Source organism: Vulcaniibacterium gelatinicum (genome assembly GCF_008033445.1).
Lineage (GTDB): Bacteria > Pseudomonadota > Gammaproteobacteria > Xanthomonadales > Xanthomonadaceae > Vulcaniibacterium_B > Vulcaniibacterium_B gelatinicum.
The window spans coordinates 49829-72232 of record NZ_VNKO01000008.1 but is presented as its reverse complement, the minus strand read 5'-3'; the positions used below and the strand labels follow the sequence as shown (position 1 = coordinate 72232).

The following is a 22404-nucleotide window of genomic DNA, read 5'->3' as shown; positions in this document are numbered from 1 at the left end:
CGCCTCAGCGCCGGGCGAGCGCGTCGCAGCGCGCCCGGATCGTTGCCGCCTCGCGCACCAGCGCGCCGCCCTCCGGCATCTGGTCCTGCAGCTCGCGCAGCAGGGCGTCGAGTTCGGCACGTCCCTGCGCGGGCTGGGCGCCGTCGCAGCGCAATTCCGCGCGGTAGGCGCGCGCGCGCCATTGCAGGCGGCGTGCTTCGCTGTCGTGGCCGGACAGGGCGGCGAGGGTGTCGAGCTGCGCCAGGGCGCGCACATCGCCGGCCTGCGCTTGCGCGCGGGCCAGCGCCAGCACGGCCCTGCGTGCCTGCGGGTGGTCGGCGCCGTAGCCGGCCATGGTCAGCGTCCGCGCCCGGCGCAGGTGTTCGAGGGCCTCGTCGTGGCGGCCGAGCGCAAGCAGCACCTCGCCCAGCAGGCGGTCGGTGTCGCCGACCAGGGGGTGTTTTGCGCCATGTTGGCGTTCGCGCAGGGTGCGCGCCTCGCGCAGTGCTGCGAGCGCGGCCAGGTCGCGGCCGGCCTCGTGCTGCACCAGCGCCAGGTTGAACAGCCCGCCGGCGAGCCGGCTCTGGCCGGCCGGCTGGCGCCAGTTGGCCACCGCCAGCGACAGCAGGCGCTCGGCCTCGGTGAGGTTGCCGCGTTCCCAGGCGACGATGCCCAGGCTGTTGTAGCTGCCGCCGACCTCGACGTGGTCCTCGCCCAGGCGCTCGACCAGCAGTTCGTGGGTGGCGCGCAGCTCGCGCGCGGCCTCGTCCAGGCGGCCCTGGTCCACGTACACCGCGGCCAGCTGGCGGCGCACCGAGAGCGTGATCGGGTGGCGCTCGCCGTGCAGTTCGCGCGCCAGCGCCAGGGCCTGGCGGTAGGCCGCTTCGGCCAGGGCGACGTGGCCGCGTTCGCGCTGCAGCGCGGCGAGGCTGCGATGGATGCTGACCGCGAGCGGGTGGCGGGTGCCGACGTCGCGCTGCAAGCGGCGCAGCGCGTCCTCCAGGCCGCGCATCGCGGCCGGCGCGTCGCCGGCGTCGGCGTGCAGCGCCGCCAGATCCACCAGGTTCTCGACCGTGCCGGCCGCGTCGTGGAGTTGGTCACGGCGCAATGCCAGCGAGCGTTCGAGCAGCAGCCGTGCCGCCTGCGGCTCACCGTTGGCGCGGTGGCAGCGACCGAGCTGTGAGTAGAACTCGGCGGCCTGGGTCGGCAGTTGCGCCTGCTGCCGCCGCGCCTGGTCGAGCCACGGCTGCATGGTGCGGATGCATTCCACGTTCATGCCGAGCTGGCGCTGTGCCTGGCCACGCAGGGTGGCGGCCTCCAGGCGCAGGCTCGGCGGTGCGTCCTCGACGTTGTCCAGGATCGCGGCCTGGCGCTGCAGCAGGGCCAGGGCTTCCTCGTAATCGCCCAGGCCCAGGCGCAGGCGCGCGGCCACGCCCAGCAGCTCGGCGCGTGCGCGCGGCTGCCGCGCGAGCGCGCGGTTGCCGCGGTCAATGCCGGTCTCGAGCAGCGTGCGCAGGTCCACCGGGCGGTCGCGAGGGGCGTTGCCGGCGCCTTCGAACAGGCCGATCACGAAGTCCTGCAGGGCCTGCGCGCGCGCGGCCTCGGCCAGCGCCTCGCGCGCCTGCCAGGCCACGATCGCGAACGCCGCGGACATCACCGCCAGCACCAGCGCGGCACTCGCCAGCGCCCAGCGGTGGCGCTTGACGTACTTGCCGAAGCGGTAGCGCACGCTCTGCGCGCGCGCCTGCACCGGCCGTCCCATCTGGTAGCGCTGCAGGTCCTGGGCCAGGGCCTCGACCGAGGGATAGCGCTGCTCGGGCTTCTTCGCCAGCGCCTTGAGCACGATGTTGTCGAGGTCGCCGGCGACCACCCGCGCGCGCCGGCGCAGCATCGCGGCGCTCTCGGCGAGCGCGGCGTCGGCCGCGCGCTGCAGGGCGAGCGAGGGCCGCAGCGGGTCGGTCAGCAGGATCGCCTCCTCCCATGCCGCGTCGGTCTGGCGCTCGAGCGGATACGGCCGCGCGTCGGTGAGCAGCTCGTACAGCACCACGCCCAGCGCGTACACGTCGGTCATGGTCGTGACCGGCTCGCCGCGCACCTGCTCCGGCGCGGCGTAGTGCAGGGTGAAGGCGCGCACGCCGGTGCGGGTGTGCTCCTCCTGCGGCAGCGGCTCGCTGTCGAGCAGCTTGGCGATGCCGAAGTCGAGCAGCCGCACCTCGCCGGCCGGGGTGACCAGGATGTTCGAGGGCTTGAGGTCGCGGTGCACGATCAGGTTGGCGTGCGCGTGGCTGACCGCGGCGCAGACCTGGGCGAACAGGCGCAGGCGGGTGTCGAGGGCGACGTTGCGCGCGCGGCACCAGTCGGTGATCGGCTCGCCCTCGACATACTCGAGGGCGAGGAAGGGCTGGTGGTCGGCGCTGATGCCGGCGTCGAGCAGGCGCGCGATGTGCGGATGCGCGAGCCGGGCCAGGATCTGCCGCTCGCGGGTGAAGCGCAGGCGCAGGTTCGGGTCGGCCAGGCCCGGGCGCAGCAGCTTGAGCGCGACCCGGCGCTGGTACAGCCCGTCCGAGCGCGAGGCCAGCCAGACCTGGCCCATGCCGCCCTCGCCGAGCAGGCGCTCGAGCCGGTACGGGCCCACCTCCAGGCCCGGGCGCAGGCCCGGGAGCGGGGCGACCAGCGGCTCGGCCAGGAAGTCCTCGCGCTCGCCCTCCAGTTCCAGCAGGGCCTCGAGTTCGGCCGCGGTGCGCGGATCCTCCTCGCGCATCAGGCGCAGGCTGTGCGCGCGCTCCTCCGGGCCGAGCTCGAACAGCGCGTCGAGCAGCGGGGACAGGCGTTGCCAGCGTTCGGCATCCATCTCGGCTCACCCGGTCGTGCGCGACGTGCGTTTCCCCCGTTTCCGCCCCCGCGCGGCGGCCGGCTCAGGGTTCCTGCAGCGACGCCAACAGGAACACCCGCGCCTTCTGCCAGTCGCGGCGGATGCTGCGCTCGGAGCGCTTGAGCAGCGCGGCGATCTCCAGTTCCGACAGGCCGGCGAAATAGCGCAGTTCCACCACCTGCGCCAGGCGCGGATCCACCGCCGCCAGGCGGGTCAGCGCGGTGTCCAGGCCGAGCATCTCCTCGTCCAGGCGCAGCCCGCCCTCGACTTCCTCCGGCAGCTCGGTGACGCGGTGCAGGTCGCCGCCGCGCTTCTGCGCCAGGCGCTGGCGCGCGTAGTCCACCACCACGCTGCGCATCGCCGAGGCGGCGTAGGCGAAGAAGTGGGCGCGGTCGTCGAAGCGCGCGGTGTTGCGCGTGGCCAGCTTGAGATAGGCCTCGTGCACCAGTGCGGTGGCGTCGAGGGTGTGGCCGTGCTGGCCGGCGAGCTGGCGCCGGGCCATCGCGTGCAGTTCCTGGTACAGGGTGGCGAGGACGCGGTCGAGCGCGGAGCGGTCGCCGTCTCTGGCCGCGTCCAGCAGTTCCGTGATGTCGGCGGTATCGGCCATCGTGCCCCCCGAGGCGCCTGCACTATAGCCCGAATGAGTGAGACTGGCGTCACGGCGGCCGGTCGGCGGGCGCGTTCACGTTGTTCCCGCCCCGTTGAGGGGGCACCCTCAGCGCTGGCAGTGCCCGCACCAGACCGTGGTCCGCTGCCCGATCGCGGCCACCTTCAGGGCGCGGCCGCAGCGCGGGCAGGGTTCGCCGCCGCGGCCGTAGGCGGCCAGTTCCTGCTCGAAATAGCCCGGCGCCCCGTCCGGGGCCAGGAAGTCGCGCAGGGTGGTGCCGCCGCGCGCGATCGCGTGCCCGAGGATGCGCTTGACCGCCGCGGCGAGCAGGACGTAGCGCTCGCGCGAGACCCGGCCGGCGGCGCGCAGCGGCGAGATCCCGGCCTCGAACAGGGCCTCGGCGGCGTAGATGTTGCCCACCCCGACCACGATCCGCTGGTCCATCAGGAAGGTCTTCACCGGCGCGCGGCGGCCGCGGCTGCGCGCGAACAGATAGTCGCCGTCGAAGTCCTCCGACAGCGGCTCCGGGCCGAGGCCGCGCAACAGCGGATGGGTCTGCCCGGGCGCCTGCCATAGCAGGCAGCCGAAGCGGCGCGGATCGTTGAAGCGCAGCACCCGGCCCGAGTCGAGCGCCAGGTCCGCGTGGTCGTGCGCGCGCGGCGGGGTGCGCGCCGGCAGCACGCGCAGGCTGCCGGACATGCCCAGGTGCAGCAGCACGCTGCCGGCGGCGGTGTCGAGCAGCAGGTACTTGGCGCGGCGGCGCACCGCGAGGATGCGCTGGCCGGGCAGCTGCGCGCGCAGCGCGTCCGGGATCGGCCAGCGCAGGTCCGGCCGGCGCAGCACCACCGCGCGCACGGTGCGGCCCTCGACGTGCGGCGCCAGGCCGCGGCGGGTGGTCTCGACTTCGGGCAGTTCGGGCATGGGCGCAGTGTGGCAGAGCTGAACGAACCGGGGGCCCGGTCACGGTCCTTGGCGCGCGCGCGGCGGACGATGCTGGCATGATGGCCGCGGGGCGTGGACAAACGCGCGTCCCGTTCATTTTCCGGAGTCCGCAATGCCCGCTCTGCTCGATTTCCTCGCCGGTGGCCTGCTGCAGGCCGGTTGGGGGACGCTGGCCCTGTACCTGCTGGTGGTCACGCAGCTGACCATCTTCACCGTCACCCTGTACCTGCACCGCAGCCAGGCGCACCGCGGCGTGGACTTCCATCCCGCGCTCGCGCACGCCTTCCGCTTCTGGTCGTGGCTGACCACCGGCATGGTGACCAGGGAATGGGCCGCGATCCATCGCAAGCACCACGCCAAGTGCGAGACCGAGGAAGACCCGCACAGCCCGATGCACAAGGGCATCGGCAAGGTGTTCTGGAACGGCGTGGAGCTGTACCGCGAGGCGCGGCGCGACCGCGACTCGATCGAGAAGTACGGCAAGGGCTGCCCCGACGACTGGATCGAACGCCATCTCTACACGCGCTGGTCCTCGCTCGGCCCGACCCTGCTGCTGCTGGTCAGCTTCGCCCTGTTCGGCTTCAAGGGCGTGGCGGTGTGGGCGGTGCAGATGCTGTGGATCCCGTTCTGGGCCGCGGGCGTGGTCAACGGCCTGGGCCACTGGTGGGGCTACCGCAACTTCGAGACCACCGACACCGCCACCAACCTCTCGCCGTGGGGCGTGTGGATCGGCGGCGAGGAGCTGCACAACAACCACCACGCGTTCCCGTCCTCGGCCAAGTTCGCCCTGCGCAAGTGGGAGTTCGACATCGGCTGGGCGGCGATCCGCGGCCTGCAGGCGCTCGGCCTGGCCAAGGTGTTGCGCGTGGCGCCCACGCTCAACGTGCGCCCGAACATCGCCATGCCCGACGCCGAGACGATCAAGGCCCTGCTCGCGCACCGCTTCCACGCCATGACCGACTACCAGCGCCACGTGCTGATGCCGGCGCTGCGCGAGGAGGCCGCCGCCGCGGGCGCGAAGCTGCGCGCGCTGCTGCCGCGCAAGCTGCGCAAGGGCCTGGCCGACGACGGCCGCTGGCTCAAGCCGGAAGCGCGCGCGCAATTGCAGGACTGGGTCGCGCAACGGCCGCGGATCCGCGCCGTGCTCGAGTACCGCGCGCGGCTGGCGGCGGTGCTGGAGGCGCGCGGCCACGACGTCGCCGCGCACGTGCAGGCACTGCAGGCCTGGTGCCGCGAGGCCGAGGCCAGCGGCATCCGCGCGCTGCAGGAATACTCGATGCGCCTGAAGGGGTATTCCCTGCAGGGCATGCCTGCCTAGGCGGGCCGGGGCCCGCCCGACGCCATGCGTCCCCCCACGCCACGGCCCGCCCGGCGACGCGCGGGCCCGGGCGTGTCCGCGCTGGCGGCGCTGGTGCTGCCGGCGCTCGCCGCCGCCCAGGTGCACACCACCGCCGACTACCTCGCGCGCATGGACGCCGACCGCGACGGCCGCGTCTCGCTGGCCGAATACCAGGACTGGATGAGCTACGCCTTCGACGCGATGGACCGCGACCGCGACGGCACCCTCGCGCCGGCCGAACTCCCCGGCGGCCGCGGCCGCCCGCTGACCCGTGCCGAGCACCGCGCGCGCCTGGCGCAGACGTTCGCCCGGCAGGACCGCGACGGCGACGGCCACCTCGACGCCCGCGAACTGGCCGCCCCGCCCCGCTGAACGCGCGCCGGCTTGATCCAGGTCAGGGCCGGGCCGTACGGCCGTGGCGACGATGCGGCCTGGACGCGCGGCGCACGTCACTCCGACGGACGGGCGCCCCAGGGATTCCCGGCGTCCAGCCACTTTCCCCCACGACGCGGCGCGGCGCCCGCGCCGCGCGCTTGCGGCACACTGACGCTCCCCACGTCCTGCGGAGCCGTCCATGTCCGTCCACCGCCCCGCCGCCGGCCACGACCCTGCCGCCAAGGCCGTCTATCCCGTCCAGCCCGAATTCGCCGCCCGCGCCCGGGTCACGCGCGAGGACTACGCGCGCCTGTGCGAGCAGGCGCAGCGCGACCCGGATGCGTTCTGGGCCCAGGTCGCGCGGCGCGTGGACTGGATGCGGTTCCCGACCCGGATCCGCGACGTCAGCTTCCGCGCCGAGGACTTCCGCATCCGCTGGTTCGAGGACGGCGAGCTCAACGCCAGCGTCAACTGCCTCGACCGCCACCTGGCCGCGCGCGGCGACAAGACCGCGCTGATCTTCGAGCCCGACGATCCCGCGGAGCCGGCGCAGCACATCAGCTACCGCGAGCTGCACGCGCGCGTGTGCCGGCTCGGCAACGCGTTGCGCCGCCTCGGCGTGCGCAAGGGCGACCGGGTCACGATCTACCTGCCGATGATCCCCGACGCGGTGGTGGCGATGCTCGCCTGCGCCCGCATCGGCGCGATCCACTCGGTGGTGTTCGGCGGTTTCGCCCCGCACTCGATCGCCGACCGCATCGCCGACTGCGGCAGCAGGCTCGTCATCACCGCCGACGAGGGCGTGCGCGGCGGCCGCCGCATCCCGCTCAAGGCCAACGTGGACGCGGCGCTGAAGCTGCCGGGCACCGACAGCGTCGAGACCGTGCTGGTGGTGCGCCACACCGGCGCCGCGGTGCCGATGCAGATGCCGCGCGACCGCTGGTACGACGCGGTGGTGGACGGCCAGGCCGACACCTGCGAGCCCGAGCGCATGAACGCGGAGGACCCGCTGTTCATCCTCTACACCTCCGGCAGCACCGGCAAGCCGAAGGGCGTGCTGCACACCACCGGCGGCTACCTCGTGTACGCGAGCTGGACCCACGAGATCGTGTTCGACCTGCGCGAGGACGACGTCTGGTGGTGCACCGCCGACGTCGGCTGGATCACCGGCCACAGCTACCTGGTGTACGGCCCGCTCGCCAACGGCGCCAGCTGCGTGGTGTTCGAGGGCATTCCCACGTACCCCACCGTCTCGCGCTTCTGGGAAGTGGTGGACAGGCACCGGGTCACGCTGTTCTACACCGCCCCGACCGCGATCCGCGCCCTGATGCGCGAGGGCGAGGCGCCGGTGCAGCGGACGTCGCGCGCCTCGCTGCGCCTGCTCGGCACGGTCGGCGAGCCGATCAATCCGGAAGCCTGGCGCTGGTACCACGAGGTGGTCGGCGACGGCCGCTGCCCGGTGGTGGACACCTGGTGGCAGACCGAGACCGGCGGGATCCTGATCGCCCCCCTGCCCGGCGCCACCGACCTCAAGCCCGGCTCGGCCACGCGGCCGCTGCCCGGGGTGCGGCCGGCGCTGGTGGATGCGGACGGCCGCGTGCTCGAGGGCCCCGCCGAGGGCAACCTGGTGCTGCTCGATTCCTGGCCCGGGCAGATGCGCACCGTGTACGGCGACCACGCGCGCTTCGTGGACACCTACTTCAAGACCTACCCCGGCATGTACTTCACCGGCGACGGCTGCCGCCGCGATGCCGACGGCGACTACTGGATCACCGGCCGGGTGGACGACGTGATCAACGTCAGCGGCCACCGCATCGGCACCGCCGAGATCGAGAGCGCGCTGGTCGCGCACCCGAAGGTGGCCGAGGCCGCGGTGGTCGGCTTCCCGCACGACATCAAGGGCCAGGGCATCTACGCCTACGTCACGCTCAAGGCCGGCGAGACGGGCAGCGAGGCGCTACGCCGCGAGCTGATCGAATGGGTGCGCAAGGAGATCGGCCCGATCGCCACCCCCGACCACTTGCAATGGGCCCCGGGCCTGCCCAAGACCCGCAGCGGCAAGATCATGCGCCGGATCCTGCGCAAGATCGCCGAGGACGCACCGGACCAGCTCGGCGACACCAGCACCCTGGCCGATCCGGCGGTGGTGGAGGTGCTGGTACGGGAGCGGCGCGGGGCGATTCAATGACTGATTCTCGCCGAAAGTGGCGGAGTTGTTCAGACCTTTCCTAAAGAGATCGGGTCGCGCGGCACAAGCGGTCGTGTATGGCCGCCCACGCCGGTTCGTCCGGCGGCAGCGCAATCAGCAATGTCTCGCAACCGCTGTCATCGGCCTCGTGCAACGCCGCGTAAAGCGCGCGCGCATAGTCTTCTGGCTGCGAGGGCATCAACCAGAACTTCGCCACCGGCCAATTTGCGGGGCGCTGCGCAAGCAGCCCGGTACGCCGGCCTGGAAACGGTGCCTCGGTCAGCCCGGCTGGGATCCGGTAGCACGGTGTGCGCGGCGCGTAATGCGAGGCCAGGGCGCCTGGCACGCGAGGCGCTGCCGCAGTAACGGTGCCCGCAAGAAACAGGTGGTGCGCGAGCATATCGGAGGTGATGGCGCCGGGACGCAGAATGCGCGGATGTTCACGACTGAGATCGACGATGGTCGACTCGATGCCGACCAGGCAGGGGCCGCCATCGACCACCGCTGCGATCTTTCCGGCCAGGTGTCGCCGCACATGCGCCGCCGTGGTCGGACTGATTTGACCAAAAGGATTCGCGGATGGCGCGGCCAGGCCCCGACCGAACTGTCGCAAGACGGCCTGCGGTACCGGATGTGCCGGCACGCGTAGCGCGACGGTCGTTTGGCCGCCGGTCACCAGCGGCGAAACCGTTCGCGCGGCAGGCAGCACCAGGGTGAGCGGGCCTGGCCAAAAGGCCGAAGCCAGCCGCCAGACGACCTCCGGTACCTCGGTGACCCAGTCCGACAGTTGTTCAGCGGCGGCGAGATGCACGATCAGCGGGTGATCGGCCGGGCGGCCTTTGGCGCGAAAGATCGCGCGCAAGGCATCGGGGTTGGTCGCATCGGCGGCCAACCCGTAAACGGTCTCGAAAGGCAGCGCCACGAGCTCGCCCGCCCGCAGCAGGTTCACGGCGGTGGACAGATCGTCCGGGTGGGAAGTGAGTTGCAACATGATCAGGACTCCGATCCTTACCGCGCCATTTGGCCGTCGCCCTGCGCAACGAAGACCGCGCCGCGGGCGGCTTCCAGGACGGCACGGACCTCCGGATGCTGGATGCGCCGTTCCGTGCTGATCAGCCAGAATGCCTCGCGCACCTCCTCCAGCCGTCCCACCTCGCTGACGCCATAGCGCGCGCAGATCTCGTCCGAGAGGATCGCGGGCGCGGGGAAATAGCCTTCACCCGCCTGGGCGAAGACCTTCATCAGGGCGCTGTCATCGAACTCCCCGACGACCCGTGGGTACAGGCGCGATTCGCCCAGCCACAGGTCGATCTCGCCCCGTACCGCCGCGTTTGGTCCGGGCAGCAACAGTGGCGCCCCGTTCAGACAGGCTGGAAAGGCCACGTCCCGCCGCGCCAGCTCGGGCGCGGCAAAAAAGGCGACGGCGCTTTCGCCCAGCTTGCGGCTGTGGCCGCGTATCGCCAAGCCGGCCGGCATGGGGCGGTCCGCCAGCACCATCTCCAGCCGGTGCAGCGCCAATTCCCCAAGCAACCAGTCGATCGTGCCCTCGCGGCAAACCAGCCGTAGTGGCTTGTCCACACGCTTCAGCGAAGCCAGCAGACGGTGCGTCAGCGACTTGGGGATCATGTCGAAAACGCCGACGCGAAACGTAGTCATCGTCTGCTCCGGGATTGCGTTTGCCCGCAGCGAGGAGACCATCTCATGACCGAGCGCAAAGATCTCGTCGGCGTAGGACAGCGCGACGCGCCCCGCCTCGGTGAGTTCGAGGCCGCGTCCGGCGGGCTTGAACAAGGCCGTTCCGAGGTCGTCCTCGAGCAGCTTGATCTGGGCGCTGACGGTTTGCGGCGTCAGATGCAACTGATTGGCGGCCGCCGCCACACTCCCGGTATGGGCCACCGCCCAGAAGTAGCGCAGGTGTTTGAGATTCATCATCAACCTGCTATTCGCAATTTTTTACGAAATGTCGGTGAATTATATTCGACTTTATATGGTTCATCCAGGCCGTCTAAATTCAGCGGGTTGCCTTCTGAGCGACGACAGGGCAGATCCTGCACGGTCTTTCGCGCCTCAGGCGCTCGTGGCGAGAAGCGTCCAGTGCCCGCCACCTACGCAGGGGATAAAGATATGCCGACCGAGTCCAGAAGCGCCTTCTTGCTGGTGCGCAGTAATGGGGATCTGGAGCGTGCCAGCGAAGAGTTGGTCGCTTACCTGACGATCCAGCGCCGCCATTCGCCCGTCAGCGACTTTGAAGCTCTGAAGGGCATCTGGATCGACGAAGAAGGCGTAGCGAACTTGCCGTGCGCGCTGGGTCTGCCCGATGCGGCCGGCGCGCGGCGAACCGTCCGTATCCTCGAGGCAACGGGGATCAACGGGATCTGGATGCTGTGCTGGCTCGAGGCGGCGGCAAGCACCGTCTCCCGCGTCGATCTGGTGGCGGCGTTGCTGGCGTGCTTCGGCCATGAAGACACGGCCACGCTCGCCGCACGCTTCATCCCGGTCTTCGCGGGCGCTGCGCCGAATTCCAGCGTGAGCGCCGAGCTGCAGATGCTCGAAGCACGCTACCCCGGACTCGTGCTGCCGGCGATCTACCAGGACGCCAGCGGCAGCCTGGTCCTGCCGTCGGCGCAGCCACACGACAAAGGAAGATGATCTTGAGCGCCATTGACCCCGTCCTGCTGTTCTTCCTGCTCGGCTTGGCCGCTGGCCTGCTGCGCTCGGAGCTGCGCCTGCCCGCGGCCGTCTATGAACTGGTGAGCATGCTGCTGCTGCTCTCCATCGGCCTCAAGGGCGGCATCGAACTCGCCAAGCAACCCTTCGGTGACCTCGCGCTGCAAGCCCTCGCGGTCATGGCGATGGGCGTACTGTTGCCGCTGGTCGCCTTTCCGGTGCTGCGGTTCATGGGGCGTTTACCCCGTGCGGACGCGGCATCCGTTGCCGCCCACTATGGATCGGTGAGCGTCGGCACCTATGCCGTCGCCACCAGCTATTTCGCCAGCCGGCAGATCGACTTCGAGTCGCACATGCCGTTCCTGCTCGCCGTGCTGGAGATCCCGGCCATCCTGGTGGGGATCCTGCTGGCTCGCGGATTCTCCCGCGGCATGCGGATCGGCACGGTCGCGCACGAGGTGTTTCTGGGCAAGGGCATCGTGCTGCTTGTCGGCGGGCTGCTGATCGGCTGGGCCGCCGGCCCAGAGGGGCTGACTTCGGTCAAGCCGCTCTTCTTCGATCTGTTCAAGGGAATCCTTGCCCTGTTCCTCCTGGAAATGGGGCTGATCACGGCCGCCCAGTTCGGCAGCCTGCGGCGGTACGGCCTGTTCCTCGTGCTGTTCGGCATCGGCATGCCGCTGTTCTCCTCCGTGGTGGGCATCGCGCTGGGTTACGGACTCGGACTGTCGCTGGGGGGCACGGCCATGTTGGCCATCTTGGCAGCGAGTGCGTCCTACATCGCCGTGCCCGCCGCCATGCGCATTTCGGTGCCAGAGGCCAACCCGACGCTGTCGTTTGCCGCTTCCCTGGGCGTCACTTTCCCGTTCAACGTCCTGGTCGGCATCCCGCTCTATCACGCCATGGCGATGCAAGCATTCGCCCTGACCGGAGGCTAGGTCCATGAACGGTTCGATGCGCAAACTGCTGACCATCATCACCGAGGCCGCCCTGGAGAGTGTCTTGATCAAGGACCTCGAACACCTCGGAGGCCGGGGCTACACCATTACCGACGCCCGCGGCAAGGGCAGCCGGGGGACACGCAACGCCGCCTGGGACGAAAGCAGCAACATCCGCATCGAGGTCGTATGCGATGCGGCGACCGTCGAGGCCATCGTCGCACATCTGCAGGCCTGCTACTACGAGAACTACGCCATGATCCTGTTCGTGTCCGACGTCGCGGTGCTGCGGCCGGAGAAGTTCTGATGGCAAGAAGAAGGTAATGCCTGAGCATTCCGGGCCAAGATGGGGTTGAGTTCCTGGATGCTTTTGGACTGCATCAAGCGCAGCAGCAACGGCCGGAGGTCGGTTCCGTCTGCCATGAATGGTGATTCCAGCGGCGCCGCGGGCATGCCGGATCGGCAACCGTGGCACGCACTGCGCGTGGACGAGACGATCGCCCGTATGGAGACGCGTCCGGATGGCCTCACCGACGCGGAAGCCGCGCAGCGTCTGAAGATCCACGGGCCCAATGTCATTCCCCGCGGAAAAGGGGACACCGCCCTCGACCTGATCTGGCGGCAGATCAACAACCCCTTCATCTGGGTGTTGGTCGTGTCGGCGCTGGTGGCGATGGCCGTCGACCCCACCGGCGGGGTCAAGAACGGGCTGGTGATCCTGGCGGTGGTGGTGCTCAACACGATCATCGGCTTCGTGCAGGAGTTCAAGGCCGGCAAGGCGATCGAGGCCCTCACGCGCATGGTGCCGGAGAATGTCTCGGTCTTGCGCGAGGGCCGCAAGCTCACTCTGGCGACGGCGGATCTCGTGCCCGGCGACGTGGTCCTGCTCGCCAGCGGGGACAAGGTGCCCGCGGACATGCGCCTGATCCAGCTGCGCAGCCTCCAGGTCGAGGAGGCCGCGCTCACCGGCGAGTCGGTGCCGACGGAGAAGCGGCTCGCGCCCGTGGCGCCCGCCGCGGGCATCGGCGACCGGACTTGCATGGTTTTCGGCGGGACGCTGGTCACCCATGGGACGGGGACCGCGGTGGTGGTCGAGACCGGCGCCAGGACCGAGCTCGGCCGCATCTCCACCATGCTCAGGGAAACGACCGAACTGCGGACGCCGCTCACCGAGGCCCTCACGAAAATCGGCTGGTACATCACCATCGCGATCGTCGTCATCGCGCTGGCGGTGCTCGTACTCGGAACCTGGCGAACCATGGCCGAGACCGGGGTCGAATGGATCCCGGCCCTGCGCGAGACGGTCATCTTCGCCATCGCGCTGGCGGTGGGCGCCATCCCCGAGGGGCTGCCGGCGATCGTCACCATCGCGCTGGCGATCGGCGTGCAGCGCATGGCGGCGCGCCGTGCCGTGGTGCGCAAGCTCCCCGCCGTCGAGACCCTCGGCTCCACTACCGTCATCTGCTCTGACAAGACCGGCACGCTCACCCGCAACGAGATGACCGTGCAGGAGATCTGGACGCCCGCCTCCGGCGCCTTTGCCGTGTCGGGTGTCGGCTACGCGCCCAGGGGGGAACTGCAGCGCGAGGGAATGCTCGTCAGGACGGCGCCCGCGGACCTGACCGATCTGCTGCTTGCCGGGGTACTGTGCAACGACGCCTCGCTCGTGAACGAGGAGGGGCAGTGGAAGATTCATGGCGATCCGACGGAGGGCGCGCTCGTTGTCGCCGCGGAAAAGGTCGGGCTGGACGTGGAGAAAGCGCGGGCGCAACACAAGCGCCTGGACGCGATTCCGTTCGAGTCCGAGAACCAGTTCATGGCCACGCTCCACGCGCAGGACGGCGGACGCATCCTGCTCAAGGGTGCGCCGGAGGCGGTGCTCAGGCGCTGCACCTCGACGCCGGGTGGCGGCACGCTCGATGCAGCGCTTGTGCTGCGCGAGGTCGAAGCGCTGGCCGCCCGGGGGATGCGGGTTTTGGCGTTCGCCGCCAGGTCCGCGCCCGGCCAGACCAGCATCCAGATGAGCGATACGCAGGCCGGGTTCACGCTGCTCGGGCTCCAGGGCATGATAGACCCGCCGCGCCCCGAGGTGATCGCGGCGATCGAGCTCTGTCATCAGGCCGGGATCAACGTGAAGATGATCACCGGCGACCACCAGGCCACGGCGCAGGCGATCGCGGCTCAGCTCAACATCCTCCCCAAGGATCCCGCGGCGCCCAGAGCGATCGCCGGGACCGAGTTCGCGCAGATGTCGGCTTCCGAGCTGCGCGAGGCGGCGCACGCGTGCAACGTCTTTGCGCGCTTCGCGCCGGAGCACAAGCTCACCCTGGTGCGTGCCCTGCAGGGCCGCAACGAAGTGGTCGCGATGACCGGCGACGGCGTCAACGATGCGCCCGCGCTCAAGCAGGCGAATATCGGTGTGGCGATGGGGATCACCGGGACCAGCGTCGCCAAGGAGGCGGCGGGGATTGTGCTTGCCGACGACAACTTCGCTTCCATCGCCGCTGCGGTCGAGGAAGGGCGGCGCGTCTACGACAACCTCATCAAGGCGCTCGCCTTCGTGCTGCCGACCAACCTCGGGCTGGCGCTGATCCTGGTGTGGGCCGTGGCGTTCTTCCCGTTCGCCGAGGTCACGCACGTCATCGGCGGCGTCACGCAGACGGTGCGCGAGCTCCTGCTGCCCATAGCGCCGGCGCAACTGCTGTGGATCAACCTGGTCGCGGCAGTGACGCTGGCGCTGCCATTGGCGTTCGAGGCAAAGGAGCCGGACGTGATGAACCGCCCGCCCCGCGACCCGGGCGCACCGGTGCTGAGCAGGTTCATCGTCATGCGCACTTTCGTGGTGGCGATCCTGATGACCGCCGGGGCGATCGGGCTCTTCCTCTACGAGTTCCGAGCGGCGGGAGACAGCGGATCCGCAGCGCTGTCCAAGGCGCAGACGATGGCCGTCACCACCGTGATCATGTTCCAGATCTTCTACCTGCTCAACTGCCGCTCGCTGCGTGACTCGATGCTGAAGATCGGGGTGTTCAGCAACCAGAGCGTGTTCGTCGGGATCGCGGCGATCCTCGTGCTGCAGGCGCTGTTCATCTACGCCCCGTTCATGCACGCGATCTTCGCGTCCGCGCCCCTCTCCGCCGGCGACGTGCTTTTGAGCATCGTTGTCGGCGCCCTCATCCTGCCGGTGATCGGTCTCGAGAAGTGGTGGCGAAATCGTGGCTGAAATCAAGCACGGGCGCGCCTGGCCGACGCGCTCGAACGGGGCGAACGCTTTGAAATCCGGGTCGGGGGAAATTGAATTCCAGATAAAATGGGAGAACCCGCAATGAATCCCGAACAGCAGAAATCCACCCTCGCCATCGCCCTGCTTGCCGCCTTCGCCGATGGCGCCAAGCACGACCGCGAGCGCGAGGAAGTTCGTCGCATCGCCGAGTCCCTGGGTAGCGAAGCGGGTGCGCCCGATCTCGCGCGCCTCTATCAGGACGTGCTGCTCAAGCGCGTCACCCTGGAAGCGGCCGCCGCCGCGCTGGTTGAACCCGGCGAGCGCCAGCTGGCGTATGAAATGGCGGTGTGCGTGTGCGACGCCGACGGTCGCCAAAGCGAGGCCGAGCAGCGCTTCCTGACCGAGCTGAAGGCCTTGCTCAAGCTCGATGCCGGGCAAGCCGAAGCCTTCGAGCGTGAGGCCGACGTCATCGTCGAGCTCGGCGAGGCCGCCGCACCCGCCGTGGCGGCAGGCGCGGTTGCCGCCGCGCCTGGGCCGGTGGTGGCGGCGCAGCCGAACGTATCCGAGGCGGAGCTGGACAAGTCCATCCTCAACTACGCCCTGATGAACGGCGCGCTGGAACTGCTGCCGCAGTCCTGGGCATCGATGGCCATCATCCCGCTGCAGATCAAGATGGTCTACGGCATCGGCCGCGCCCACGGCGTCCAGCTCGACCAGGGCCACATCAAGGAATTCATCGCCGCCGCCGGGGTCGGCCTTACCTCGCAATACCTCGAACAGTTCGGCCGCAAGCTGCTGGGCGGGCTGCTCGGCAAGGCGGCGGGCAAGACCTTCGGCAATATCGGCAGCGCCGCCACCGGCATGGCCTTCTCCTTCGCCACCACCTACGCGCTTGGCCAACTGGCCAAGCGTTATTACGCCGGCGGCCGGGTGATGAGTACGCAGGTGCTGCGCGACAGCTTCCAGAACCTGCTCGGCCCCGCCAAGCAGATGCAGGCGCAGTACCTGCCGCAGATCCGGCAGCAGGCGGGCACGCTCGACATGGACCGGGTCATGGCCATGGTGCGCGGGCGGTGATCGGCGATGCGGATTTTCCCCACAGTGCGCGCATCTTTTGGTCAGACTTTTTGAGGCTTTTGATTTCATGACGCTTCCGGCTGTTGTTTTTCTGGTGCTGGGCTTGGCGCTGCTTGCAGCCGGCGCCGAGTTGCTGGTGCGCGGCGCCGCGCGCCTCGCGGCCCGTTGCGGGATTTCGCCGCTGGTGATCGGACTCACCGTGGTCGCCTTCAGCACCAGTTCGCCGGAGCTGGCGGTCAGCGTTCAGTCCGGTCTTTCGGGACAGGCGGACATCGCCGTCGGCAACATCGTCGGCAGCAACATCTTCAACGTACTGGTGGTGCTCGGGCTTTCTGCGCTCATCGCGCCGCTGGTGGTCAAGCAGCAGCTCGTCCGCCTCGACGTGCCGCTGATGATCGGCGTGTCGGTGCTGTTTTGGGTCATGGCGCTCGATGGCCGCATCGGCCTGTTCGATGGCCTGCTGCTCACGGCCGGCATCGTGGCCTATACGGTCTTTGCCATTCGCCAGAGTCGTCTGGAAAGCCCGGACGTACAAGCTGAATATGCGCAGGAGTTCGACGGCGGCGCGAGCGCATGGATCGACCGCTTGCCGATCCAGATCGTCTTCATCGCTGCAGGCCTGGCGCTGCTCGTGCTCGGTGCCACCTGGCTGGTCGACAGCGCGGTTGCGATCGCGCATGCCCTCGGGGTCAGCGAGATCGTCATCGGCCTGACCATTGTCGCTGCCGGCACCAGCCTGCCCGAGCTGGCCACTTCCGTGGTGGCCGCGCTGCGCGGCGAGCGCGACATCGCCGTGGGCAACGTGATCGGGAGTAGCCTGTTCAATCTTCTGGCGATCGCGGGCATCGCCGCCTTGGTCACGCCTGGCGGGCTCGACGTGGCTACCGCGCTGGTCCGCTTCGACCTGCCGGTGATGATCGCGGCGGCGCTCGCATGCCTGCCGATCTTCACCACCGGCCACCGAATCGCGCGCTGGGAGGGGGCGCTGTTCTTCAGCTATTACGCCGTCTATGTGACGTACCTGATTCTTGCGGCCACGCAGCACACGGCACTGCCGGCGTACAGCGCCACCATGCTGGGCTTCGTGCTGCCGCTCACAGCCGTCACGCTGATCGTGCTGCTGGTGCGCCATCGGACGCTGCCGACCTCTGCGGCACCATGACCCGCACTGTCTACGCCGGAGCACGCATCGCCCTGCTCACCCAGCACGGCAAGGAGCGCGTGATTGCCTCGGTGCTCGACACAGCGCTCGGCTGCCAGGTGGAACGGGTCGGCGGCTACGACACCGATCTCCTCGGTACCTTCACCCGCGAGATCCCGCGCGCCGGCAAGCAGCTCGAGGCCGCGCGCAAGAAGGCGCGCCTCGGCATGGAGCTTTCCGGACTTTCGCTCGGGCTCGCCAGCGAGGGCTCGTTCGGGCCGGACCCGATGGTGGGGATGTTCCCCTGGAACGTGGAGTTCCTCATCTTCATCGACGACGAGCAGGGACTCGAGATCGTCGGCGTCGCACAGGGCAAGGCGATGCACGCGCATCTTCTGACCGGCGACTGGACGGCGGCCGAGACCTTCGCCCGGCAGGCGGCGTTTCCCGCGCACCATCTGGTCGTGCGCCCCGAGGGCGAGAACGATCCGCGCCTGCGCAAGGGGATCGCCGCCTGGGAGGAGCTTAAAGCCACGTTCGCCTGGGCGCAGGCGCAATCGGCGAGCGGCCAGGTGTTCCTGGAGACCGACCTGCGTGCCCACGCCAACCCCACGCGCATGGAGATGATCCGGCTTGCGGCCGAGGACCTGGCCGCCAAGCTCGGCTCGCCCTGTCCGGCTTGCGGCACGCCGGGGTTCTGGATCGTCGAGCGCGTCGCGGGCTTGCCTTGCGGCGACTGCGGCGCCCCGACCCGCGAGACCCGCGCCGAGGTGTACGGCTGCCTGAAGTGCGTACATCGCGAAACGCGCGAGCGCCCCGAGCCGCAGTACGCCGATCCGGAGCGCTGCGATTACTGCAATCCATGAGATCGAATCGATGGCCACAGCACGCCTGACCCTCACCCGCCCCGACGACTGGCACCTGCACCTGCGCGACGGTGATGCACTGGCCGCGGTCCTGCCCGACACCGCGCGGCGGTTCGCGCGCGCCATGGTCATGCCCAATCTCGATCCACCCGTGCGCACGGTGATTGATGCCCGTGCCTACCGCGCGCGCATCCTGGCAGCGCTGCCGGCGGGCATGGCCTTCGAGCCGTTGATGACGCTCTATCTCACCGACCACACCACGCCTGAAGAGATCCTGCGGGCCAGGGCGAGCGGTTTCGTGCACGCGGTGGGTGAAGCCTTTCTCGTTGGCGCAACAACCAACTCTTCATTTGGCGTCACCGATTTCGAGCGCTGCGACGCGGTGTTCGCGGCCATGGAGGAGACCGGCCTGCCGCTGCTGCTGCATGGCGAGGTGACCGATCCCGAGATCGACGTGTTCGACCGCGAGGCGGTGTTCATCGAGCGACATCTGCAGCGCATCGTCGAGCGTTTTCCGCGCCTCAAGGTGGTGCTCGAGCACATCACCACGCGCGAGGCGGTCGCGTTCGTCGAGCGGGCCGGCCCCAACGTGGCCGCCACCATCACCGCGCACCATTTATTGTTGAATCGCAACGCGATGTTCGCCGGCGGCATCCGCCCGCACGCCTACTGCCTGCCGGTATTGAAGCGCGAGCCGCACCGCCAGGCGCTGATTGCCGCCGCCACCAGCGGCAACCCGAAATTCTTCCTCGGCACCGACAGCGCGCCACACCCGCGCCGCGCCAAGGAGTCGGCCTGCGGTTGCGCCGGCATCTACACCGCGCACGCCGCCATCGAACTGTATGCAGAGGCCTTCGAGCAGGCTGGCGCACTCGACCGGCTGGAGGCGTTCGCCAGTTTCCACGGCCCCGATTTCTATGGGCTGCCGCGCAATACGGGGCGCATCACACTGGAGCGCCAGGACTGGACCGTGCCCGGGGAGCTGCGTTTCGGAAAGGAAGCCGGCGTGCCGCTGCGCGCCGAGGAAACGATTGCGTGGCGGTTGGCAGAGTGAACTCGTACGGCATTCGTTTACAAGATTCCACGCCCAATGTCCCCGTGAACCGCCCCGGAAGGGCGTGTTTCAACAGACTGCTGGAGGTCTTGCTTCCGGAAAAAGCGAAGCCCGCCGGGCGGCGGGCTTCGGAGGAGGCTCGGATCCCGGCTTGCGCCGGGATGCCCCGCGCTGCGCGCGGGTCACTTGATCTTGCCTTCCTTGTAGACGACGTGCTTGCGGACGACGGGATCGTACTTCTTGATCTCCATCTTGTTCGGCGTGTTCTTCTTGTTCTTGTCGGTGGTGTAGAAGTGGCCGGTGCCCGCGGAGGAGATCAGCCGGATCTTGTCGCGCTTGGATGCCATGGCTCAGGTCCTCCCTCAGATCTTCTCGCCGCGCTTGCGCAGGTCGGCGAGCACGGCGTCAATGCCGTTCTTGTCAATGGTGCGCAGGGCAGCGGTGGAAACGCGCAGCTTCACCCAGCGGTTCTCGCTGGCGACCCAGAACTTGCGCTCGTGCAGGTTCGGGAGGAAACGGCGGCGGGTCTTGTTGTTGGCGTGCGAGACGTTGTTGCCGGTCTGCACGCGCTTGCCGGTGACTTGGCAGACGCGGGACATACGCACCTCGTGGTGTCTTGGGATCCCCCTTGGCCAGGGAGACGGCGGCCCCGCCACCCGGGGTGGCGCACGATGCGGGAGGAAACCGCGCTGCGCGGACGGGGGCGGAACCGTGCTTCCGGCCCGGTCCGGGCCCGGGGGGCCAGGACGCAGCGAGCCGCGCATTATGCCGGGCGGGGGCGGGGCGGGCAAGTTATCCACACCCAGGGGTGGCGAAGGGGGCGGTCCGGGCTGGATGTTACGCTCGGTCAGGGCTTCCTGCCCTGACTCGCGCGCCGGCCATTCATGGCCGGCTTGACGCGACCCCCACCCCAGGCATACCGGCGCCCCCGCCGGAGCGATGAACCCCCACGTCGAACGCGGCGGCACCCTGCCCACGGCAAGCGGGAGGAGCTCAATGTGGGGGGGTCAGTGACTGGCCCGGTCGCGGTGCCAGCCGCGGTGCTTGATGTCGAGGTACAGGCTGTAGGCGGCGGTGAAGGTGGGGAACAGGTTCTGCAGCACGCCCACCGCGTCGTTCTTGCCGAAGATGAAGTAGCTCAGCGCCATCAGGCTGCCGGCGATGCTCATGTACCAGAATGCGCGCGGGATCACCGGTTTGCCATGGCGGCGCGAGGCGAAGAACTGCACCACCCAGCGGCCGCCGAACAGCAGCGCCCCGGTCAGGCCGATGAGCTTCCACGGTGACATGTGCACGCCGGTCCATTCCAGCCAGGCGATCGGGGTGTTCATGAAGTCGGCGGGCATGGCGGGATGGCCTGGTGCGGGCGGGCGCGGAGCGATGCGCGGAAACGGCAAGATACCGGAAGCGTGCCGGGGTCCGCGCGCCGCCGGAACCCGGTTACGCGAGTTCCTCGACCGGCGTGCGCCGGCTGCGCGCGATCAGCCACGCCACCCCGAGCAGGTCGCGGATGCCGACCAGCGCCCGCTGCAGGTTGTCGTACTTCGACACGCCGGCCGCGCGCGGGCGGTGGTGCACCGGCACGCTCAGCGTCTTCCAGCCCGCGCGCTGCATCAGCGCCGGCAGGTAGCGGTGCATGTGGTCGAAGTAGGGCAGGTCGAGGAACGCCTCGCGCTCGAACAGCTTGATCCCGCAGCCGGTGTCGGGGGTGGCGTCGCGCAGCATCCGCGCTCGGATCGCGTTGGCGATCCGCGAGGCCCAGCGCTTGCTGCCAGAATCCTTGCGCTGCACGCGCCAGCCGGCGAACAGCTTGATCTGCCCGTCGGCGGCGTCGCGCGCGACCAGCAGCTTCGGGATGTCGGCGGGGTCGTTCTGGCCGTCGCCGTCGAGGGTGGCGATCCACGGCGCGCGCGCCGCCTTCACCCCGGTGCGGATCGCGGTGCTCTGCCCGCTCTGGTGCAGGTGGCGCAGCACGCGCAGTTCCGGCACTTCCGCCTTCAGCGCGCGCAGCGCCGCCAGCGTGCCGTCGCGCGAGGCGTCGTCCACGAACACGATCTCGAACGGCAGACGCCCGCGCAAGGCGGCGACGATCTCGCGCACCAGCGGCGCGACGTTGTCCTGCTCGTTGAACACCGGCACCACGACGGACAGTTGCGGCGTGCTCACGCGTCGGCTCCGAAATAGTCGCGGCACCAGGCCACCACCTGCGGCAGGCCGGCCTCGATCGGGGTGCTGGGGGTGAAGCCGAACGCGGCGTGGGCGCGGGTGGTGTCGGCCATGGTCTCGATCATGTCGCCTGGCTGCATGTCCTGGTAGACCTTCCGCGCCGGACGCCCGGCGGCCTGTTCGATGACCGCGATGAAGCGCTCGAGTTCCACCGGGGTGTGGTTGCCGAGGTTGAACACCGCATGCGGCGGGTCCTCGTCCACCGCACGGTCCAGCGCGCCCAGCACCCCGGCCACGATGTCGCCGATGAAGGTGAAGTCGCGCCGCATCCGGCCGTGGTTGAACACCTCGATCGGGCGCCCGGCCAGCACCGCGCGCGCGAACAGCAGCGGCGCCATGTCCGGCCGCCCCCACGGCCCGTACACGGTGAAGAAGCGCAGCCCGGTGGCGCGCAGGCCGTACAGGTGCGCGTAGGTGTGGGCCATCAGCTCGTTGGCGATCTTGGTCGCCGCGTACAGCGAGCGCGGCTTGTCCACGCGCTGGTCCTCGGAGAACGGCGGCACCGCCGAGTCGCCGTACACCGAGGAGGAGCTGGCATAGACCAGGTGCTGCACGCCGCGGTGCCGGCACAGCTCCAGCAGGTTGACGAAGCCGACCAGGTTGCTGTGCACGTAGGCGTGCGGATGGTGCAGCGAGTAGCGCACCCCCGCCTGCGCGGCCAGATGGATCACGCGCGCCGGGCGCACCGCGTCGAACAGCGCCGCCAGGCCCTCGCGGTCGCCCAGGTCGAGCGCACGGATCTCCACCTCCGGGCACAGCGCCGCGACCCGGTCGCGCTTGAGCCGCGGGTCGTAGTAGTCGTTGTAGTTGTCCAGGCCCACGACCGCCTCGCCGCGCGCGTGCAGCGCGCGGCAGACGTGGGCGCCGATGAAGCCGGCCGCGCCGGTGACGAGAATGGCCATGAGCGCCATTA

Annotated in this window: 21 protein-coding genes; 11 read left to right on the top strand and 10 right to left on the bottom strand. The window is 69.7% G+C overall.

The window, feature by feature from the left end; all coding sequences use genetic code 11:
- Positions 1 to 4 precede the first annotated feature (4 nt).
- From FPV26_RS06645 to mutM, 3 genes are all read right to left on the bottom strand, one after another.
- Positions 5 to 2830: a serine/threonine-protein kinase gene (locus tag FPV26_RS06645; RefSeq protein ID WP_147652935.1), complete on the bottom strand. Its 2826-nt coding sequence runs from the start codon at positions 2828 to 2830 to the stop codon at positions 5 to 7.
- 64 nt (positions 2831 to 2894) lie between these two features.
- Positions 2895 to 3458 carry an ECF-type sigma factor gene (locus FPV26_RS06640; RefSeq protein WP_147652934.1) on the bottom strand — a complete coding sequence of 188 codons (564 nt, stop codon included), beginning with the start codon at positions 3456 to 3458 and terminating at the stop codon, positions 2895 to 2897.
- Between the two features lie 108 nt (positions 3459 to 3566).
- A complete protein-coding gene (gene mutM, locus FPV26_RS06635; protein WP_147652933.1) occupies positions 3567 to 4379 on the bottom strand; it encodes a bifunctional DNA-formamidopyrimidine glycosylase/DNA-(apurinic or apyrimidinic site) lyase in 813 nt (270 codons plus the stop codon).
- A 133-nt stretch (positions 4380 to 4512) separates the two neighbouring features.
- Here mutM and FPV26_RS06630 point away from each other — a divergent pair, with 133 nt between their 5' ends.
- The 3 genes from FPV26_RS06630 (at position 4513) to acs (ending at position 8302) form a co-directional block, all read left to right on the top strand.
- Positions 4513 to 5718, top strand: a complete 1206-nt coding sequence (locus FPV26_RS06630) for a DesA family fatty acid desaturase (protein WP_147652932.1) — start codon at positions 4513 to 4515, stop codon at positions 5716 to 5718.
- Between the two features lie 24 nt (positions 5719 to 5742).
- Positions 5743 to 6111, top strand: a complete 369-nt coding sequence (locus FPV26_RS06625; RefSeq protein ID WP_147652931.1) for an EF-hand domain-containing protein — start codon at positions 5743 to 5745, stop codon at positions 6109 to 6111.
- A gap of 202 nt (positions 6112 to 6313) precedes the next feature.
- Positions 6314 to 8302 carry an acetate--CoA ligase gene (acs, locus tag FPV26_RS06620; RefSeq protein WP_147652930.1) on the top strand — a complete coding sequence of 663 codons (1989 nt, stop codon included), beginning with the start codon at positions 6314 to 6316 and terminating at the stop codon, positions 8300 to 8302.
- A 40-nt stretch (positions 8303 to 8342) separates the two neighbouring features.
- Here acs and FPV26_RS06615 read toward each other — a convergent pair whose 3' ends face one another.
- On the bottom strand, positions 8343 to 9293 hold the full coding sequence (locus FPV26_RS06615; protein WP_147652929.1) for an L-threonylcarbamoyladenylate synthase: 951 nt from the start codon (positions 9291 to 9293) through the stop codon (positions 8343 to 8345).
- A 17-nt stretch (positions 9294 to 9310) separates the two neighbouring features.
- The gene (gene nhaR, locus FPV26_RS06610) at positions 9311 to 10231 is read right to left on the bottom strand and encodes a transcriptional activator NhaR (protein ID WP_147652928.1); all 921 of its coding nucleotides are present in this window, start codon (positions 10229 to 10231) and stop codon (positions 9311 to 9313) included.
- Positions 10232 to 10426: 195 nt separating this feature from the next.
- On the opposite strand from nhaR, the gene FPV26_RS06605 reads away from it, so the two are divergent.
- From FPV26_RS06605 to pyrC, 8 genes are all read left to right on the top strand, one after another.
- A complete protein-coding gene (locus tag FPV26_RS06605) occupies positions 10427 to 10951 on the top strand; it encodes a hypothetical protein (protein ID WP_147652927.1) in 525 nt (174 codons plus the stop codon).
- Between the two features lie 2 nt (positions 10952 to 10953).
- Positions 10954 to 11904: a sodium-dependent bicarbonate transport family permease gene (locus FPV26_RS06600; protein WP_220429075.1), complete on the top strand. Its 951-nt coding sequence runs from the start codon at positions 10954 to 10956 to the stop codon at positions 11902 to 11904.
- A gap of 4 nt (positions 11905 to 11908) precedes the next feature.
- Positions 11909 to 12211 (top strand): P-II family nitrogen regulator, encoded by a 303-nt coding sequence (locus FPV26_RS06595; RefSeq protein WP_147652925.1) that lies wholly within the window; start codon positions 11909 to 11911, stop codon positions 12209 to 12211.
- Between the two features lie 114 nt (positions 12212 to 12325).
- A complete protein-coding gene (locus FPV26_RS06590) occupies positions 12326 to 15127 on the top strand; it encodes a cation-translocating P-type ATPase (RefSeq protein ID WP_147652924.1) in 2802 nt (933 codons plus the stop codon).
- A 102-nt stretch (positions 15128 to 15229) separates the two neighbouring features.
- Positions 15230 to 16204, top strand: coding sequence for a YcjF family protein (locus FPV26_RS06585; protein WP_147652923.1), 975 nt, complete (start codon positions 15230 to 15232; stop codon positions 16202 to 16204).
- 67 nt (positions 16205 to 16271) lie between these two features.
- Entirely contained in the window at positions 16272 to 17366 is a 1095-nt protein-coding gene (locus FPV26_RS06580; protein WP_147652922.1) for a calcium/sodium antiporter, read from the top strand.
- Positions 17363 to 18211 (top strand): DUF6671 family protein, encoded by an 849-nt coding sequence (locus FPV26_RS06575; protein ID WP_147652921.1) that lies wholly within the window; start codon positions 17363 to 17365, stop codon positions 18209 to 18211. Before FPV26_RS06580 ends, FPV26_RS06575 begins: the two co-directional genes overlap by 4 nt.
- 10 nt (positions 18212 to 18221) lie before the next feature.
- Entirely contained in the window at positions 18222 to 19265 is a 1044-nt protein-coding gene (gene pyrC / locus FPV26_RS06570) for a dihydroorotase (RefSeq protein ID WP_147652920.1), read from the top strand.
- A 182-nt stretch (positions 19266 to 19447) separates the two neighbouring features.
- On the opposite strand, the gene rpmG is transcribed toward pyrC, so the two are convergent.
- From rpmG to FPV26_RS06545, 5 genes are all read right to left on the bottom strand, one after another.
- Positions 19448 to 19612, bottom strand: coding sequence for a 50S ribosomal protein L33 (rpmG, locus tag FPV26_RS06565; protein WP_147652919.1), 165 nt, complete (start codon positions 19610 to 19612; stop codon positions 19448 to 19450).
- A 15-nt stretch (positions 19613 to 19627) separates the two neighbouring features.
- A complete protein-coding gene (rpmB, locus tag FPV26_RS06560) occupies positions 19628 to 19864 on the bottom strand; it encodes a 50S ribosomal protein L28 (protein WP_147652918.1) in 237 nt (78 codons plus the stop codon).
- A 408-nt stretch (positions 19865 to 20272) separates the two neighbouring features.
- Positions 20273 to 20611, bottom strand: a complete 339-nt coding sequence (locus tag FPV26_RS06555; RefSeq protein WP_147652917.1) for a lipid-A-disaccharide synthase N-terminal domain-containing protein — start codon at positions 20609 to 20611, stop codon at positions 20273 to 20275.
- A gap of 94 nt (positions 20612 to 20705) precedes the next feature.
- The gene (locus tag FPV26_RS06550; protein WP_147652916.1) at positions 20706 to 21431 is read right to left on the bottom strand and encodes a glycosyltransferase family 2 protein; all 726 of its coding nucleotides are present in this window, start codon (positions 21429 to 21431) and stop codon (positions 20706 to 20708) included.
- Complete coding sequence (locus tag FPV26_RS06545) at positions 21428 to 22393, bottom strand: NAD-dependent epimerase/dehydratase family protein (protein ID WP_147652915.1); 966 nt, start codon at positions 22391 to 22393, stop codon at positions 21428 to 21430. Before FPV26_RS06545 ends, FPV26_RS06550 begins: the two co-directional genes overlap by 4 nt.
- Between the last annotated feature and the right edge of the window lie 11 nt (positions 22394 to 22404).